Genomic DNA, 16,944 nt, shown 5'->3' with positions numbered 1-16,944 from the left:
CGGTCCCGATCGGGCGTGCGTCGGCGACACTGGGTGTAGCAGTGCGCCGTGGGGGGTCGTGATCGGAGGCCGTCGTGAGCACACCTTCCCCCGTCCGGATGGCTGCCGTGCTCTCCACCGAGCATCGTGGCCGGCTGATGGCCCAGGCCCGCGAGGTCAATTTCCCCGAAGGCTCGGGGATCTTCGACGAAGGCTCCGCGGCGGAGTCCTTCTGGATCGTGCGCTCCGGCACGGTGACCCTGCAGATCCCCTCGTCCGGCCGCCGGCCCACACCCGTGGAGAACCTCGGCCCCGGTGAGCTGGTGGGCTGGTCGTGGCTGTTCCCGCCGTACGTGTGGCAGCTGAGCGCCGAGGCGATGACGCCGGTGCGGGCGTACGAGTTCGACGCCACGAGCGTGCGGATGCTCATGGACGCCGATCCCGCCTTCGGGTCCGCCATCGGCCACTGGGTCGGGCGGGTCCTGGCCATTCGGCTCCACCAGACCCGCACCCGTCTCCTCGACCTCTACGCCCCGCGCGCCGCGGCGGGCTAGGCCCTGTCCGTCCAGTACTAGAGGGTTGCCGCCGGCCGCCGCAGCAGCACCGCTGCCGGGACGACGGCGGAGACCACGGCCAGGGCCGCGCAGGCACCGGCCGTCGTACCGAGGGCGTCCCACGGGATCACGATGCCGCTCCGGACGCCCAGCAGGCCCAGGGCGGCCCGGATCCCGGCCAGGTTCAGGACGGCGACGAGGCCGCCGACGACCGCTCCGGCGAGGACGACCGTCAGGGACTCCCCCGCGACCAGGCGCAGCACCTGCCACCGCGTGGCGCCCGCCAGCCGCAGCGCCGCGAACTCCCGGGCCCGCTCGGAGGTGGCCATGACCAGGGTGTTGGCGAGCCCGATACCCGTGTAGAGCAGGGCGATGCCGAGGACGAGCAGCAGGCCCATCCGGGTGGTGCGCTTGGTCGCGGGGTATTCGGCCGCCACCCACTGCTCCTTGGTGAGGACGCGTCCGCCGGCCGGCCGGGCGGCCTCGTCCAGGGCGGAGCCGACGGCGGCGGCGTCCGCGCCCGGGGCGAGCCGTACGTCGATCCGGTCCACCCGCGCGCCGGGCGCGTTGGCCGGGGTGACGTAGGCCCCGTTGTTCCCGGTGCCGATGCTCATGACGGCGGCGATCCGCAGCGGTTTGCGACTGCCGTCGCCGAGCCAGACGTCGACGGTGGATCCGACGGTGTGCCGCTCCCATTCCTCGGTGACGATGACGGAGTTGTCGTCGAGGTCGGCCACCCGGCCCGCGGTGACGGGCAGTTCGGCGGTCCGGGCGAGGGCCGCCGTGTCGACGGCGCGGGCGTCGGAGCGGATCAGCGCCACGCCCTCCTCCAGTACGTGCACGGCGGTCGTGGCACTCGCCGAGACCTCGGTCGCGGGCACGGCCCGCACCCGCTCGACGGCGGCCGGGTCGAAGCCGCCCGCACCGCCGGTGATGACGAAGTCGGCGGTGGTGCGCTGTCCGACCTCCGCGGCCTTGGCCTCGTTCAGGGTGGCGGTGGTGCCGAGCAGGGATCCGGCCAGCGCGACCGTGACCAGGACGGGCGCGGCGATGGCCGCCGTACGGCGGATGCCCGCCGCCGCGTTCTCCCGGATCAGCATCCCGCCGGCCCCCGGCAGCCGGGCCGGAAGCCAGCCGACGAGCCGGACCAGCGGCCGGACCAGCACCGGGGCCAGCAGCGCGAACGCGACGATCAGCAGCATCGGGCGGCTGATGTAGGTCTTGCGGTGGAGCAGGTCGGACGGGTCGGCGAGCAGCGCGTACGCCAGGGTGCCGAGTGCGGTCAGCAGCAGCCCGGCGCCGAGGGTCCAGCGGGCCGGGGTCATGATCCGCGTCTCGACGGCGGCTTCGCGCAGCGCCTCGACGGGGCCGACCCGGCCGGCCCGCCAGGAGGCGGCGACGACTCCGGCGAGGCAGACGAACAGGCCGGTCCAGAAGGCGAGGTGGAAGGGCCAGGTGGCATCGCCGATGGCGAACCAGTGCGGTGCGATCCCGGCGTCCACCGTGTACGCGGCGAGTACGGGCGCCCCGTACGCCCCGAGGACGCAGCCGGCGGCGGAGGCCACCGCGCCGAGGAGCAGCGCCTCGGCGACCACCGTGCGGCGGATCTGCCGCGGGGTGGCTCCGGCGGTGCGCAGCAGGGCGAACTCCTTGCGGCGCTGGGCGACGGCGAATGCGAAGGTCGAGGCGACGACGAACACGGAGACGAAGGCCGTGATCCCGCCGGATGTGCCGAGCATGGCGTTGACGGCGAGCAGGGCTTCGCTGTCGCGCTCCGGGTCCGGGTCGGCGAAGCGGCGGTCGCGGTCGGTGAGGACCCGGACCGGGGTGTCTCGGCCGGCGGCGGCCCGTACGGCGGCCGGGTCCGCGGCGACGACCAGCTGGTCGACGGCGGGAGAGAGCCGGGCGGCACGGGCGTCGGTCCAGAACACGGCGTCCTCGAAGCCGCGTCCGCCGCCCGGAGGTGCGAGGGTGCCGACGACGGTGGCGGGGCCGCGGTCGGTGGTCAGCCGCTCGCCGGGGCGGGCCCAGCCGGTGGTGACGACCTCGGCGTCGGACTGCGGGGCGCGGCCCGCCACGAGGGTGTACGGGGCGAAGGCGGCGACCGACCACGGGTGGCCGACCAGCCGCTTCGGTCCGCCGTCCGCGCGGACCGGGAAGGAGCGGTCCTCGGTGGTGGGGCCGAGGCCGGCGAGCCGACGGGCGAGTTCGGGGGCGACGGGCCGCGGATGCGCGAGCTTCCCGGTGCGGTCGCCGTTCTCGGTCGGGACGCGCAGGGTGTCGTTGCCCCTGACGACGACGGGCGCCTGGGCGAATCGTTCCGGCTGGCGTTGCGGGGCCTCCAGGGTGGCGGCGAGGCCGAGGCCCATGGTGGCGATCAGGCCGACGCCGAGGGCGAGTGCGGTGAAGCTTCCGACGAAGGTGACCCAGCGGGTGTGCAGGGTGCGCAGGGCGACGCTCAGCACGGCGCGGCCTCCAGGTGCGTCATGTGGGCGGCGATGTCCTGGGCGCCCGCCCCGGTCAGTTCGCCGCTCAGCCGGCCGTCGACGAGGAAGACGACGCGGTCGGCGTAGGAGGCGGCCACCGGGTCGTGGGTGACCATGACGACCGTCTGGCGTTCGGTGTCGACCATGGTCCGGAGCAGGGTGAGCACTTCACGGCCGGTGGTGGAGTCCAGGGCTCCGGTGGGCTCGTCCCCGAAGAGCACCTCGGGGCGGGTGATCAGGGCGCGGGCCAGGGCCACGCGCTGCTGCTGACCGCCGGACAGTTCGGTGGGCCGGTGCCGGGCCCGGTCGCCCAGGCCCACCCGGGCCAGGACCTCGCGGACCTCGGCCCTGGCGGGGCGGCGCCCGGCCAGGCGCAGCGGCAGGGCGACGTTCTGCTCGGCGGTGAGGGCGGGCAGCAGGTTGAAGGCCTGGAAGACGAAGCCGATCCGGTCCCGGCGCAGCAGCGTCAGCCGGGTCTCGCCGAGTCCGGTGAGGTCGGTGCCGCCGATCGTCACGGTGCCGGAGGTGGGGCGGTCGAGCCCCGCCGCGCACTGCAGCAGGGTGGACTTGCCGGAGCCTGAGGGGCCCATGACGGCGGTGAAGGTGCCTTGTGGGAAGTCGAGGGATACCCGGTCGAGGGCGGTGACGGCGTGGTCGCCGGTCCCGTACACCCTGCTGAGGTCTCTGAGTCGGATCGCGTCGTGTGCCATGCCTCAACCCAACCCGGGCGGGAGGCCCGGCACAGCGGGTCCAGAGCGAGTCCTGGGGGTATGGCCGGCCCTACCCCGGCGGGGTCCCGAGACCCCTGCGCGCACCTTTCGCAAAGGTTTCGCGCGTGTCTCCCGGTCGGTGTTCAGCCGATTCGGCGGCCCGCTCCCGCACAGGTCAGCCCCGGTCGCATCGCTGCGGTCTGCAGTCATCCGTACACGATTGGTGACGTGAAATGGAGGTCCGAACGGGCGTTCACGGCCCGCGTGGGCAAGACTCTGTCCGCTATCCGAAACAACAACCCAAGGGAGTGTTCGAAATGCGGTCCATCACCAGGGGTCTCGGGCTCGGTTCCGCCGCCATGGCGCTCACCGCGCTCACCGCGCTGGCCTGGCCCGGAGCGGCCGGAGCCGCACCTTCCGGCACGGCAAGCCTGTACGCCCCGTCCGCGCTCGTGCTCGGGGTGACCGCCGGAGACGACACCGCGACCGGTACGGTGCTGCGCGCGGTGACGCTGGTCTGCGCGCCCACGCCGGGCGGGACGCACCCGAACCCGGCCGGCGCGTGCGCCGAATTACGTGCGAACGCGGCCCGGCTGGACGTCCTCGCGGCGCCCGGGCCCGACGCCGCCTGTACCAAGGAGTGGAACCCCATGACGGTCACGGCCGACGGGGTGTGGCAGGGCCGCCGGCTGAACTACGACCACACCTTCGGCAACCCGTGCGGTCTGCGCAGCGCCAACGGCGTCCTGTTCAGCTTCTGACGCCCGCTCAGTGCGCGCGACGCCCGGCCGGGCGGCACGTCGACAGCCGCCCGGCCGGGCTCAGAGCCCGTCAGCCCAGTTCGAGGCTGGTGACCCCGTAGATGCCGGCCAGTTCGAGCTCGGGGGCCGGGCCGGTGTACATCCTGGCGGTCTCGAAGGTCGGGACCAGCCCGAGGCCCTTGAGCAGGGCGACGGCCTCCGGGTTCGCGTCCGGCGCGTCCACGGAGACCAGACCGCCGGGCGCGTGCTCCGCGAGCCGCCGCAGCAGTGCGGCCGCGACGCCGGGGGTGGCCGCGTACAGGGGGCCGATCCGGGAGGCTCCGCTGCCCGGCCGGATGACGCCGATCCCCTCGATCCGGCCGTCCCGGACGGCGGCCAGCGCCGTCCGGCCGGGCAGAGAGGTCCAGGCGGAGAGGAAGGCGTCCCGCGCCTCGGGGAAGAACCGGCGGTCGTAGGCCGCGAGTTGCCCGAAGGGCAGTGCGGCCGCGTCCACCACCTCGACGCCCTCGGCACCCGCGGCCTCCCCCTGCGGAACGCCTTCGTGGCGGACGTTGTTCCAGGCCGGACGGAAGCCGGACTTACGGTAGTTGTCCTGCTGCTCGACGACTCCGTCCAGCCCGATGAGCCGCCCGTCCAGCCGCTCCATCGCGGCGCGCCAGAGCCTGATGCCGTACCCCTGCCCGCGAAAGGCGGGGCGGACGATGTAGAAGCCGATGAACCCGAAGCCGGCGCCGTAGCGGACCGCGGAGACGCAGGCCACCGGCTCGCCGTCGAGCCGGCCGACGAGGAAGCCCTCCGGGTCGGCGACCGCGAAGGCGAACCGGTCCGTGTCTCCCGGGTTCCAGCCCTCCTCGTCGGCCCAGCCCCGGATCATGTCCATGTCCGCGGCGCTCGCGCCGGTGATCTCGAATCCCGTCATGCCCGGTGTTGTACCAGATGTGTGAGGGACGTGCACCGGGGCCTGACCGGCCGTCAGGAGCTCGGCGAACACGGCGCGGTCGACCTCCGCGTGGAGGTCGCTGACCTGCCCGTCGCCCACTTCGATCACCCGCCACACCCCGTCCGCGCGCAGCGCGAGGTCCGTGGTCACGAAGGGGCAGCCCAGAGCCTCGACGGCGGCTCGGACCGGCTCCAGGTCCGGCGCCCCGGCCTCGGCGACCGGGCTGTCGGGGTGGGCGGTGACCAGCCGGGGCACCCCGTCCCGCCACCACACCCGTACCTCCGCGGCCGCCGTCTCGGGCTCGACGAAGGACTCGAAGGCCCTCAGCACCACCCCGCCCGCCAGGAACTCGTCCTGGAGCTCGACGAAGCGGCCCACCACGCGGTGCAGGGCCGCCGCGTCGGCGAGATCGGGCACGTAACAGGCCTCGTCCCACTCGTGCTTGCGGGACTTCACGTAGTCCTTGACGACGGCGGGCCCGGGCGGCAGGCCCGCCGCGAGCGCGGTCAGGCCCGCCGGGTCCGGGCTCTGCCCCGGCCGCGCCGGAAGCCAGCCGCTGACCGGGGTGAGCGCGGCGAACGTCTCGTACCAGCCCGGGAGTTCATGGGCCCGGCGGTACGCCTCGGGGGTGACGACGAGCTCGCCGCCGTGCCGGCGCAGGGCCCGGTCCAGCTCGGCGTACCGGCCGGAGGGGATCATCCAGCCCCGGTACCAGACGGCTCCCGACCCGGCGGGCACGCGCGCGACCGCCCGCTCGGCGTCTCCGGCGAGCAGTGCGTCGTGGTCGAGGAGCAGCACCGTGCCACCGCCCTCGCGAACCTGCCGGGCCTCCGCCGCGAAATGGGCGTCGACCCGGCGCTCGTTCAGCGGGTCGCGGCAGTACAGGACGGTCGTGGTGGCGGCTGTGGTCGTCGCGGGCATGGCCCCACCCTACGGAGGGCCCCGTGGATCACCGTACGGTTTTCAGCCGGCGCAGATCACGTCGTCGAGCCGGATGGGCTCGGAGTCGAGGCGTACGTAGGCGGTGAAGGTGTCGGTCCCTCCGGACTCCCAGTGGGTGGTGACGGTGGCCCAGCCGACAGCGGCCGACTGGGCGACGGTGACCGGGCCGACGCTGATGTCCTGCGGTTCGTTCTGCGCGCAGAGCAGCACGTCGACGTCCGGGGTGGCCTTCTGTCTGTCCTTGAGCACCTGCGAGATGCGGCTCTCGCGGTCCTGGTGGGTCGGGCCGTGATCGCCGTAGAACCCGGCGAGGAAGCGGCTGATCGTGTCGGCGGTGTGCTGCGGCGGGGCCGGGACGGCCGACGGGACGGCCGCCGGCGCGGCGAGAGCGGGAACGGGCGACAGGGCCGCCGGCGCCAGCAGGGTCAGCAGCAGGGCGCCAAGGCTGTACGGCTTGAGCTTCATGCCCGGTTTGTACCCGCCCGTCGGTGCCGAGGGCAGGGGCGCGGCCCGGATCTCACCCCTGTGGAGGGCGGGATTCACCGGAGAAACGTCGACGGAAGGCGCGGACGGATGGCAGACGGGTGAACGGAGAAATGCGGTCGCGGCCGCGAGGGACCCGTACGTAGGGTCGGCACATGGGGAAGCCGCTTGTCGCAGTGTTCAGTGGGGCCGGGATGTCCACCGATTCCGGGATCCCGGACTACCGGGGGCCGCAGGGTCTGTGGCGGCGTGAGCCCGACGCCGAGAAGCTCGTGACCTACGCGTACTACATGGCCGATCCGGAGATCCGGCGCCGGTCCTGGCTGGTGCGCGCCGAGCTCGGAGCGCTCGGGGCGCGACCGAACGCCGCGCACCTGGCCGTGGCGGAGCTGGAGCGCGGCGGCACCCCGGTACGGGTGATCACGCAGAACGTGGACGGGCTGCACCAGCTCGCCGGGTTGCCCGCCCGCAAGGTGTTCGAGCTGCACGGCACCGCCCGGTCGGTGGTGTGCACCGCCTGTCACGCCAGGTCGGTCATGGACGAGGCGCTGGCCCGGGTCGCCGCCGGGGAGCCGGATCCCGCCTGCCTGCGGTGCGGCGGGATCCTCAAGGCGGCGACGGTGATGTTCGGCGAACGGCTCGACCCGCAGGTTTTGGGGCAGGCCATGGCGGTGGCCAAGGGCTGCCAGGTCTTCATCGCCGTCGGGTCGACGCTCCAGGTGCAGCCCGCCGCCTCACTCGCCGGGATGGCGGCGGAGGCCGGGGCCCGGCTGATCATCGTGAACGCCGAGGAGACCCCGTACGACCCGCTCGCCGACGAGGTGGTACGCGAGCCGATCGGGACCGCCCTGCCGGCGCTCCTGGCCCGGATCGCCGCCGACCAGGAAACGGTCTAGTGCTGTGGCCGGAAAGGTGAACCTTGCCGGTCACAGCACTAGCCCGAGAACCCGTCGGCCGCCCGGCGCATTTCCGCCACGTCCAGCTTCTTCATCTTCATCATGGCGGCGGTGGCCCGGGCGGCCCGCTCCGGATCCGGGTCGCTGACCAGGTCGACGGCACCGGGCGGGATGACCTGCCAGGACACCCCGAACCTGTCCTTGACCCAGCCGCAGGCGGACTCCTGGCCGCCGTCCTTGGTCAGCGCGTCGTAGTAGTAGTCCGCCTCGGGCTCGTCCGCGCAGTGGATCTGGAAGGAGATCGCCTCGGTGAAGGGGAACTGCGGTCCGCCGTTGAGGCCGATGAACTTCTGCCCGTTGATCTCGAACTCGACGATCATCACCGAGCCCGCCTGCCCGGGGCCCGCATCCGTGTAGCGGCCGATCCGGCCGATCTTGCCGTCCTTGAAGACGGACAGGTAGTAGTCGGCGGCCGCTTCCGCGTCGCCGTCGAACCACAGACACGTGGTGAAACCGTTGCCGCTCATCTCTGCCTCCAGGCCGGTGTGGACGGTGGTTGCCGTTCCTCACATACAGACCGGCCCCGGGCCCGAAATTCATCGGTGGGCCCGGGGCCGGTCTGTGTTCGGCCGGGATTTCGCTCGTACGGCCTACTTCGCGGGCTGCGCGCCCATCGCGAGCATGCGGTCGACGACACGCTCGGTGGCGTGGCCGTCGTCCAGGTCGCAGAACTCCTCGCGGAACGCCGCCCGCGCCTGGGCGTACTGCTCCCCGACGGTGTCCGCGTTCCGTACGGCCTCGATCAGGCTCGCCGAGTCCGCCAGCAGCGGGCCGGGCGCCTTCTCCTCCAGGTCGAAGTTGAAGCCGCGCAGGGTGCTCTTGTAGTGCTCCAGGTCGTACGTGAAGAGCAGGACCGGCCGGTCGGTGAGCGCGAAGTCGAAGATCGCGGAGGAGTAGTCCGAGATCAGCACGTCGGCGACGAGCAGCAGGTCGGCGGCGTCGGGCCAGCGGGAGACGTCGACGACGAAGCCGTCGCGGACGCCGTCGCGGACCTGCTCGCCCACGTGGTGGTGGCCGCGGACCAGCAGGACGTGGTCCTCGCCCAGCTCGCGGCGGGCGTGCTCCAGGTCGATCCGCAGGTCGAGCTTGTAGCCGCCGGACCAGCCCTCGCAGTTCTCGCGCCAGGTGGGCATGTAGAGGACGACCTTCTTGCCCTCGGGCAGGCCGAGCCGCCGCCGGACCTCGGCGATCCGCTCCGCGTCGGGCCGTACGAGTGCGTCCGTACGCGGGCTGCCCGCCTCGATGACCTCGCCGTCGTAGCCGAGGGCGCGCTTGAGGAGGGGCGTCGCGTACGAGCTCGGGGAGGCGAGCAGGGACCACTGGGCACTGTCGTGCGCCAGCCCCTCCAGGATCTCGGGGCTCGTGTAGTAGTCGTGCACGAAGTCGTGGCCGATCTGCTTGATCGGCGTGCCGTGCCACGTCTGGACGACTACCTGACCGGCGCGGCGCTCGAAGCGCATCGGCACGTTGTCGTTGGTCACGTAGTAGCGGGCGCGGGCCAGCAGCTCCCAGGACTCCACGCTGCCGTACTGCACGGCGCGCGCGGTCGCCGGGACCTCGGCGCGGCCGTCGCGGACCAGCCAGATGTGCTCCAGCTTCTCGCCGCGGCGCACCAGTTCCTCGTGGATGGCGCGGGGGGAGTCTCCGGCGCCGTTCCCCTGGAAGGTGTCGTAGACGACGACGTCCTTGACCGGCAGGGCGCGCTGCGCCGGGTAGGTCTCGAAACGGGCCACGCGCTGGGCGTAGCGGGAGCGGTCGTGCGGGCTGAGCAGCGGGTCGGCCACCAGCACCATGCGGTCGTAGAAGCGGGTCTCGACCCGCATCCGGCGGCCCTGCGCGGTGAAGGTGTGCGGTCCGGCGCAGAGCAGGCCGGGGCCCGTCTGCACGGGGGCGCCGCGGTCGACGCCGAGGAGGCCGGCGGTGGTTCCGCCCTGCGCGGCCGGGCGAAGCGTGGGCCACCAGCGGCCCTCGGGGAGCGTGGTGCGGCCGGCGTAGGGCTCGGGGAGCACGGGCTCGAAGGTGGTCTCGAAGCCGTCGCCGTCACGGGTGACGGGGTAGCTGAACTCGACGCCGTGCGCGTTGTGCAGGACGAGCTCGTACGGCTCGTCGGTGGGCGCGGTGAACCGGCCGCGCAGGGTGAGGGCGCCGTCCTTGGTCTCGACGGAGTCGATCAGCGGCGGCGAGGGCTGCACGGAGAGGGTCAGGTGTCCGGTGTTGCCGCGCTTGGCGAAGAGGGCGCGGCCCGCGTCCTCGCCGGGCAGGGGCAGCACCAGGCCGTTGAAACCGCCGCGCTCGTCGTGGGCCACGCGGTGCTCGGTGCCGTCGGCGCCGAGCACGGACAGGCTCCACGGCTCCGGGGTCCACTCGCCGGGCTCGCACGGGGCGTCCGGTACGGCGGCCAGCTCGGCCAGCGGCACACGGGCGGTGAACGGGATCCGGCCGGCGCCCGCCTCGGCGGTCTCCAGCGGGAAGGTGAGGACGGTGCCGGTGCTGACGTGGACGGCCTGCAGGGTGGCGGCGCCCTCGAGCTCGGCGGAGAGTTCGCCGGTGATCAGGGCGGCGTCGTCGCCGGCGGGGCGTACGTCGAGGGCGCGGGCGCGGACGATCTCCACCTGGATGGTGAGGGAGCCGGCGACGGTCGGCACGATCCGGACGTCCGGGGCCACCCAGTGCGCGGGCGGGTTCTGGCCGGTGTCGCTCTCGCCGCCCTTGAGGCGGGCGCGGTGCAGGCCGCCGGCCCCGGTGACGGCGACGGAGGTGGTCCATATCCCTTCGCGCCAGGTGCCGCCCGACTGGAAGATCGAGGGGTCGACGACAGCGGTGAAGCCGGCCCAGTCGGCGTGCTTCAGGGCGAGGTGCGGGGCGTTCACGGTGGCCATCGGGGAGGCGACCGTACGGGTGCTGACGACGGAGCGGCGGCGCTTGCCGCCCTCGCGGAACACCAGCATCTTGCGGGAGCCGAGGCGGCTCTCCGCGCCGAGGTGGCCGGGCACGGCGTAGCCGCGCAGGAGCAGCTTGCCGTCGGCCCAGGCCGCCTGCTCCAGGCGGCTGACGACGCGGCGCTCGCGCGGGCCGAGGGTGAGGATCTTGGCGGGGACCGGCGGGCGGCCCTGCAGGAAGGGGTAGTCCGCCTGGGGGCGGGCGATTCCCTTGACGGGCACGCTGTAGTGGTAGTCGCGCTGGTGGTCCTGGAGGGCGATGAAGTCCTCGACGCGGCCTTCGCTCGCCAGGAACGCCTTGAGGCGGTCGGCCACGGTCAGGTCGGACCAGGGGCCGGTGCCGATCTCCCGGACGAGGCCGCCGACCTCCTTGACGAACGCGGCGCGGAAGTCGGCGCCGCCTTCACCGACGTACTTGTAGATGAGCGGGAGTTCCTCGCTCAGTACGTTGTAGTCGTAGTCGCGCAGGTAACGGGCGTACTTGGCGCCCTGCTTGGCCTTGAGGGACTCGCGTACCAGGCGGACGGACTTCACGCGGTCGATGAGGGAGACCGGGTCGGTGGAGCGCTGGGTGATGGAGCGCTCGCCGGTCTCGCGGACCCGCCAGTGGTAGACGCAGTCGCTGAGGATGTCGACGCTGGAGGCGAAGTAGTGCGCGGGGATGCTGACCGGGGCGTCCTCGTAGAGGATGCCCTCCGGGTACTGGAAGCCGTGCTCGTCCCAGAAGGTGCGCCGGTAGACCTTGTTCCACGCGGTGCGGTCGGTGACCAGCGCCGGGAACTTGGAGATGTGGGTCTTCAGCTGCGTCTTGGCGAAGGCGGCCCGGTGGCCCCAGGACTGCTGCATGCCGACGGAGCGGAAGCGCTTCACGTTGCCGCCGGCGAAGTCCGAGCCCGTCTCGTCGAGGGCGTCGATCAGCCGCTGGTAGGCGTAGTCCGGCATGGTGTCGTCGCTGTCGACGAACGCCAGGTACTCGCTGTCCTTGTGGGCGTGCCGCGCGCCGACGTTGCGTGCGGCGCCGAGTCCGGCGTTCTCCTGCATCACGACCCGGAAACGCCTGTCCCGCGCGGCGAAGGCCTTGGCGATGACGGCGCTGGTGTCCGTGGACCCGTCGTCCACGAGGATGGCCTCGAAGTCGCCGAAGGTCTGAGCGGCGATGGATTCCAGGCACTCGTCGAGGTAGAGCTCGACGTTGTAGACGGGGACGACGATGCTCAGGCGCGGGGGCATGGGTGGCGGGTTCTCCAGCGTTTTGTGCTTTATCGATGATCAGCTGCTCACAGCATCCTACTAGGTAGCAGATTCATGAACTCCTCCCTTTTCGGGCATATCACGGCTGATCGCCGGGGCGGACGGCAAAGATTTAAGCCGCCCGCCACCTCGACGACGCGGTCCTGGGTCAGACCTCCAGCTCGGCCTCGATCTTCTTCAGCTGGTGGCGGGCCATCGCGAGGTTGGCCCGGCCCCTGTCGAGGGCGAGGTAGAGGAAGAAGCCCGAGGTGCCCCGGCCCTTCAGCAGGCGGATCAGGTGGTACTGGCTGCCCAAGGTGATGAGGATGTCCTCGATGTCGTCCTTGAGGCCGAGCATCTCCATCGTGCGGACCTTGGCGCGGACCACGTCGGTGTTGCCGGCGGCGGCGACCGCGAGGTCGAGCTCCTTTCCGCCGCCGATGGTCCCGAGGGCCATGCCGCTGCCGTAGTCGACCAGGGCGGCGCCGAGCGCGCCGTCGATCGTGGTGGTGGCTTCCTTGAGCGCGGTCTCGACATTTGCCATGAGGGGTTCCTCTTTCCTCGTTCGCTTTTCTCGTTCGCTGTGGCTGTACTGGTTCCGGTTCGGTCCGGTGTCGTCGTACGGGGTCAGGCGGGCGGCGCGGGCGGCAGCGGGGGAAGGGGCGGAACGCCGGTGCCCCGCCGCCCGAGGGTGTGGTCGATGAGCTCGGCTATGCGCAGGCTGGAGCGCCGGGCCTCCAGGTGGAGCCGCCCGACGTTGACGCGCGGCTCCGCGGTCAGGGTGAGGACGGCTGCCTCGCCCGACGCGTAGGTGGCCACGTAGCCGTGCTCGCCGCGCACCAGCAGTTCGCGGAATCCGCCCTGACCGGTGCTGTCGCTCAGCCGCTGGGCGACCCCGAGGGCGGCCGCGGTCAGTGCCGCGACGGTCTCGGCCTCGGAGGCGGCGCTGTCCTGGGCGAGTACGAGGCCGTCGGCGCTCGCCGCGAGGGCTCCGGTGAGCTGGGGCACCCGGGCCCGCAGCCTGCGGAGCTCGGCGAGTATCTCGGCCTCCGCCTCGGGAGGCACCGTGCTCATGTCGGCCTTTCTCCTTTCGGGCTGCCTCCGCTCGGAGCGGTCGGCGCGCAGGGCCGGTCGCAGCGGGAGCCTCACAGGCTTGCCTCCAGTGCGTCGCGTAACCGGCGGAGCAGCGCCACGTCCGGGGGTTGGGCCTGGGTCATCCAGTCGGGCAGGGGGTCCGCGACCGGCGGGGGGACCGGGGTGTGCGGGGTCTCGACCAGTCCGGCCGCCGCGAGGCGCCGTACGTCGAGCAGCGTGTGGAAGGCGGGCCGGCCCAGCACCCACGCGAGGTCCGCCGGGGTGCGTACGCCGTCCGCCTGGTGCAGCAGCATCCGCTGCCGGGCGGTGACCGTCTGGCCGGGGGCGGCGGGCCTCGGCACGACCGGCGAGGTGTCCAGCAGTGGGTACGGCCAGACCGCGTCGAGCAGTTCCCGGCGGCGCCGGGTCTCCCGCTCCACGGCGGCGGCCGGGACGGAGCGGACGGAGCCGATCCAGTGGGTGGCCCCGCGGCGGAACCGGGAGGGGCCGCTCCCCGGGGAGAGCGCGAAGAAGGCGGCGTCGAAGATGGCTGCGAGGTGGCAGATCTCCAGCTCTCCGCCCGCGAGACCGCCGCTGTCCACGAGGAAGCGGGCGACCTGGCGGCGGGCGCCGGCCCGGTCCACGGCCTCCCGCCAGCGCTCGGGGGCGAGGCCGCCGCCGGTGGTGAGCAGTACGTCGAGACCGGGGGTGGCCGGGCTCTCGGCGTGCACGATGCGGCCGTTCTCCAGGAAGAGGGTGCCCCTGTCGCGTAACAGGGCGCCGGTGGCGCGTTCGGCGGCGAGCCGGGTGAGGAGGGGGGAGACGGCGACGGTGGCGGCCGGGGTGCCGGCGGAGGTGGCGGCCGGGGTGGTCATCTGAGCACCAGTCCCTCGGCGAGGGTGCGGAGCCTGTGGCGTGCCAGGGCGAGATTGCCGTCGGCCCGGTCGAGCCACAGGTGCAGGAAGACGCTGCTGTCGAAGCTCGTCTCGACGAAGCGCAGCACGTGGTAGCCGGTCCGGGTGGTGACGATCAGGTCCTCGACGGGTGGGCCGGCGGACGTCCGGCCGGACCCGTCATCGGGTATCCGCTCCGGTTCCGCCGGGGCGAAGGACTCGTACTCGGCGGCCGCGCGGGCCAGCTCGGCGGTCTCGGCGGCGGTGGTCTCGTGGTCGCCCACGGGCGAGTCCCCCGCGGTGCCGAGGGCCAGTCCGCTGCTCCAGTCGACCAGCGCGGCCCCCCGCGCACCAGGCAGGGCCATGGCTTCGAGCAGGCATTCGTCGATCCCGGGCACGCGGGCTCCCCTCCCGGCCGGACGTGCGGGGTGCACGGTCGTACGGCGCGACAGGAGGGAACTTACTCAACTTCCACACTGCGGAAGGGGGTTCTGGCATTTTCCGCTGGAACATGCACGGATGCACGCGACAGCTTGGCCGGAACCCGTCGACTTTTGATCACGAAGCGAGCGGAAGATCGTCCGCGAGCCGGAACGAGCCGCCCTCGCGCTGCACATAGCCCTCATGGCTGAGGGTGCGCAGCAAGTGGTAGACGGTGGGCAGCGGGATGCCGGTGAGCCGCGCGAGCCGCTTGGCGGTCACCCCGCCTTCCGCGTACATCGCTTCCAGCAGGCGCAGCGCGCGCTGCACGGAACCGATCAGGGTGGGTGTGGTGTCCTTCTGGCTGTGGTGCTCGGTTCCCATGAGTGGTCCCCCTGCTCCGGTACGAGGCCTGGCGAACCCATCAAAGTCCCTCACCAGCCGCAAAACCAGCTGACTCGCGTAAACCTGAGCATAAGATCACCGCATCCCGGCCCTGGTACGGCGGGCGGGGCCCACGGCCGGTCAGCCCGCGGGCCGCTCCGGGAGGAGGCGCTCGGCCATCGTCTCGATGAGGGCGTCCACCGGGTAGGCCTCCAGCAGCGTCGGAACGGTCAGGTCGTCCACGATCAGGCCCAGCATCGCGAGGTAGAGCAGCACCACCCCCTGCCGGTCCCCGGGCAGGCCCGACTCCAGGTGCCAGGTGACGTTGACCTCCAGCTCCGCGCCCTGGAACCCGGCCAGTTCCGCCTGGAGTTCGGGGCGCCGGGTGCCCTCCAGCCGCAGCTCCAGCATCGCGATGTGCACGCTGCGCTCACGCCGCATCCGCTCCAGGAGCTGGCCGAGCAGCACCTTGGTGTCCAGCGGGCCCACCAGGTCGGCCGGGTCCGGGACCAGCCGCTCCCGCGTGCGGTGGAGGATCTGCACGAGCAGCTGGGCCCGGTTGGCGAAGTAGTTCGAGGCGGTGCCCGTCGGCACGCCCGCCTCGGCGTCCACCGCGCGCAGTGTCAGGCCGCGGGAACCCTCGCGCGCCAGGACTTCGATGGCGGCGTCGAGCAGTGCGGCACGGCGCTGCGGATTCTGGCGCATGAGCGGGTCCCTCTCGGGGTCGTCGGTGGCGGGCGGTGCGTCGCTTCGGTCACGGCTGACGGTGAGCGGCGAGCGGTGAGCACTGCAAGTGCAGTGATCCGCTCACGGTAGCGGATGCGTACACAGATCCGGATGCGGCCGGTCCGGGCCCTCCCCAGCGCCCCCTCCCCCGTGTCAGGCTGCCCGTCATGGAGCGGATCATCGAGGAGATACGCGAGGACCTGACCCGCCGGATCGCCGTGGCGGCGGACCGGCTCGCCGACCGGACGCTGGCCGAGGATCCCGCGTACGCCGCCCTGCTCGGCCGGGCCGAGCTGCGCGAGCGGATCCACCACATCCTCCGCCAGGCCGTCGAGGGCCTGGTCCGCAATTCCCGCGGCCTGCCGGTGGAGCTCGCCGACGCCCGGGCCGCCGGCACGCTCCGGGCCGAGCAGGGGCTGCCGCTCGGCTCGCTGCTGCGCACCTACCGCAGCGGCGGGCGGCTGCTCTGGGCGGCCCTCACCGAGGCCGTGGCCTCGCACGACCGGGCGGCGCTGCCCCGTCTGCTGCCGGGTGCGACCGCACTGTGGGACGTACTGGACCAGATGACGGACGCCGCGTCCGAGTCCTACCGGCGCGCGCAGGCCACCCGCACGGACCGCGACCGGGAGCGCCGCGCGGCCCTGCTGGACGCCCTGCTCGGCGGCGCGGGCGGCGCGGGCGGCGCGGGGGACCCGGGCGGCGCAGCCACCCCGGACGGTACGGCCGCCCCGGCCGGTCCCGCCGCCCCGGAGGCCGCGGCGCGGTTGGGGCTGCCCGAGCGCGGCCGCTTCGCGGTGGTCGTGGTGGCCGCCGACGGTTCCGCCCCGGCGGCGGAGAAACCCGGCGCGGTGGAGAGACCCGGCGCGGTGGAGAGACCCGGCGCGGTGGCCGGGGAGCTGCGCGTGCTGTGGCGGGTCCGTGCCGACGGGGAGATCGCCCTGGTGGAGCTGGGCCATCATCCGCTGGAGTCCGTACGGGAACTGCTCGCGCCGCTCCGGGTGCGCGCCGGGGTCAGCCCGGTCGTGGAGGCCCCCGCCGAACTGGCCCGCGCGCACCGGCTGGCCGCCCTCGCGCTGCGTACCGCCCCGGAGTCCGGCGGCCCGCGCACCGCGCTGCTGGACGAAGGACTGCCGGCGGCGCTGGTCGCGGGCAGCGCCGAACTCGCCGGACGTCTGCGGCAGGTGGTGCTGGGCCCGGTGCTGGCCCTGCCCGCGGAGGACCGCCGGCTGCTGCTGACCACGCTGGGCACCTGGCTGGCCTGTCAGGGTTCGACGACGTACGCCGCGCAGCGGCTGTACTGCCACCGCAACACCGTCTCGAACCGGCTGCGCCGCGTGGAGCAGTTGACGGGCCGCTCCCTGTCGGACCCGCGGCACGTGGTGGAACTGGCGCTCGCGCACGCGGCGGTGGTCCAGCGGGCGGCTCCGAAGTGAAGGGCCGGGCGAGCAGTACGGGTTCCCCTGCCCG

The 16,944-nt window shown here is 73.2% G+C and carries 16 protein-coding genes and 1 pseudogene; 4 read left to right on the top strand and 13 right to left on the bottom strand.

Translation table 11 applies throughout. The features are described from left to right. The first annotated feature begins 74 nt into the window (after positions 1 to 74). Positions 75 to 533 carry a Crp/Fnr family transcriptional regulator gene (locus tag ACGFYQ_RS19880; RefSeq protein WP_393745552.1) on the top strand — a complete coding sequence of 153 codons (459 nt, stop codon included), beginning with the start codon at positions 75 to 77 and terminating at the stop codon, positions 531 to 533. A gap of 17 nt (positions 534 to 550) precedes the next feature. Here the strand turns inward: ACGFYQ_RS19880 and ACGFYQ_RS19875 are convergent, their stop codons facing one another. Then, complete coding sequence (locus tag ACGFYQ_RS19875) at positions 551 to 2,998, bottom strand: ABC transporter permease (RefSeq protein ID WP_393745550.1); 2,448 nt, start codon at positions 2,996 to 2,998, stop codon at positions 551 to 553. Then, complete coding sequence (locus ACGFYQ_RS19870) at positions 2,992 to 3,729, bottom strand: ABC transporter ATP-binding protein (protein WP_393745548.1); 738 nt, start codon at positions 3,727 to 3,729, stop codon at positions 2,992 to 2,994. Before ACGFYQ_RS19870 ends, ACGFYQ_RS19875 begins: the two co-directional genes overlap by 7 nt. Positions 3,730 to 4,046: 317 nt before the next feature. On the opposite strand from ACGFYQ_RS19870, the gene ACGFYQ_RS19865 reads away from it, so the two are divergent. Continuing rightward, positions 4,047 to 4,490: a subtilase-type protease inhibitor gene (locus tag ACGFYQ_RS19865; RefSeq protein WP_393745546.1), complete on the top strand. Its 444-nt coding sequence runs from the start codon at positions 4,047 to 4,049 to the stop codon at positions 4,488 to 4,490. Positions 4,491 to 4,560: 70 nt separating this feature from the next. Here the strand turns inward: ACGFYQ_RS19865 and ACGFYQ_RS19860 are convergent, their stop codons facing one another. The 3 genes and pseudogenes from ACGFYQ_RS19860 to ACGFYQ_RS19850 form a co-directional block, all read right to left on the bottom strand. Continuing rightward, on the bottom strand, positions 4,561 to 5,409 hold the full coding sequence (locus ACGFYQ_RS19860; protein ID WP_393745916.1) for a GNAT family N-acetyltransferase: 849 nt from the start codon (positions 5,407 to 5,409) through the stop codon (positions 4,561 to 4,563). 69 nt (positions 5,410 to 5,478) lie between these two features. Then, positions 5,479 to 6,129: pseudogene (locus tag ACGFYQ_RS19855) on the bottom strand (ATP-grasp domain-containing protein); the annotation flags it as partial. Between the two features lie 264 nt (positions 6,130 to 6,393). After that, the gene (locus ACGFYQ_RS19850) at positions 6,394 to 6,837 is read right to left on the bottom strand and encodes a hypothetical protein (protein ID WP_393745544.1); all 444 of its coding nucleotides are present in this window, start codon (positions 6,835 to 6,837) and stop codon (positions 6,394 to 6,396) included. Positions 6,838 to 7,010: 173 nt separating this feature from the next. Here ACGFYQ_RS19850 and ACGFYQ_RS19845 point away from each other — a divergent pair, with 173 nt between their 5' ends. After that, complete coding sequence (locus tag ACGFYQ_RS19845; RefSeq protein ID WP_393745541.1) at positions 7,011 to 7,751, top strand: NAD-dependent deacetylase; 741 nt, start codon at positions 7,011 to 7,013, stop codon at positions 7,749 to 7,751. Positions 7,752 to 7,789: 38 nt separating this feature from the next. On the opposite strand, the gene ACGFYQ_RS19840 is transcribed toward ACGFYQ_RS19845, so the two are convergent. The 8 genes from ACGFYQ_RS19840 to ACGFYQ_RS19805 form a co-directional block, all read right to left on the bottom strand. Further along, on the bottom strand, positions 7,790 to 8,278 hold the full coding sequence (locus tag ACGFYQ_RS19840; protein WP_393745539.1) for a VOC family protein: 489 nt from the start codon (positions 8,276 to 8,278) through the stop codon (positions 7,790 to 7,792). Between the two features lie 123 nt (positions 8,279 to 8,401). Then, a complete protein-coding gene (locus tag ACGFYQ_RS19835) occupies positions 8,402 to 11,980 on the bottom strand; it encodes a CDP-glycerol glycerophosphotransferase family protein (RefSeq protein WP_393745537.1) in 3,579 nt (1,192 codons plus the stop codon). A gap of 169 nt (positions 11,981 to 12,149) precedes the next feature. Next, on the bottom strand, positions 12,150 to 12,524 hold the full coding sequence (locus ACGFYQ_RS19830; RefSeq protein ID WP_393745535.1) for a hypothetical protein: 375 nt from the start codon (positions 12,522 to 12,524) through the stop codon (positions 12,150 to 12,152). An 83-nt stretch (positions 12,525 to 12,607) separates the two neighbouring features. Then, complete coding sequence (locus ACGFYQ_RS19825; protein ID WP_393745533.1) at positions 12,608 to 13,054, bottom strand: roadblock/LC7 domain-containing protein; 447 nt, start codon at positions 13,052 to 13,054, stop codon at positions 12,608 to 12,610. Positions 13,055 to 13,125: 71 nt separating this feature from the next. Next, positions 13,126 to 13,929, bottom strand: a complete 804-nt coding sequence (locus tag ACGFYQ_RS19820; protein ID WP_393745531.1) for a transcriptional regulator — start codon at positions 13,927 to 13,929, stop codon at positions 13,126 to 13,128. Beyond that, entirely contained in the window at positions 13,926 to 14,345 is a 420-nt protein-coding gene (locus tag ACGFYQ_RS19815; RefSeq protein WP_393745529.1) for a hypothetical protein, read from the bottom strand. Before ACGFYQ_RS19815 ends, ACGFYQ_RS19820 begins: the two co-directional genes overlap by 4 nt. Before the next feature lie 160 nt (positions 14,346 to 14,505). After that, positions 14,506 to 14,751: a helix-turn-helix domain-containing protein gene (locus tag ACGFYQ_RS19810; protein ID WP_393745527.1), complete on the bottom strand. Its 246-nt coding sequence runs from the start codon at positions 14,749 to 14,751 to the stop codon at positions 14,506 to 14,508. A gap of 141 nt (positions 14,752 to 14,892) precedes the next feature. Continuing rightward, positions 14,893 to 15,456 (bottom strand): TetR/AcrR family transcriptional regulator, encoded by a 564-nt coding sequence (locus ACGFYQ_RS19805; protein WP_393745525.1) that lies wholly within the window; start codon positions 15,454 to 15,456, stop codon positions 14,893 to 14,895. Positions 15,457 to 15,644: 188 nt separating this feature from the next. On the opposite strand from ACGFYQ_RS19805, the gene ACGFYQ_RS19800 reads away from it, so the two are divergent. Next, complete coding sequence (locus ACGFYQ_RS19800) at positions 15,645 to 16,910, top strand: helix-turn-helix domain-containing protein (protein WP_393745523.1); 1,266 nt, start codon at positions 15,645 to 15,647, stop codon at positions 16,908 to 16,910. The last annotated feature ends 34 nt before the right edge of the window (positions 16,911 to 16,944 follow it).

The organism is Streptomyces sp. NPDC048258 (assembly GCF_043201995.1).
Classification (GTDB): domain Bacteria; phylum Actinomycetota; class Actinomycetes; order Streptomycetales; family Streptomycetaceae; genus Streptomyces.
The sequence above is the reverse complement of the archived record's forward strand: the minus strand, read 5'-3'. Positions and strand labels throughout refer to the sequence as shown.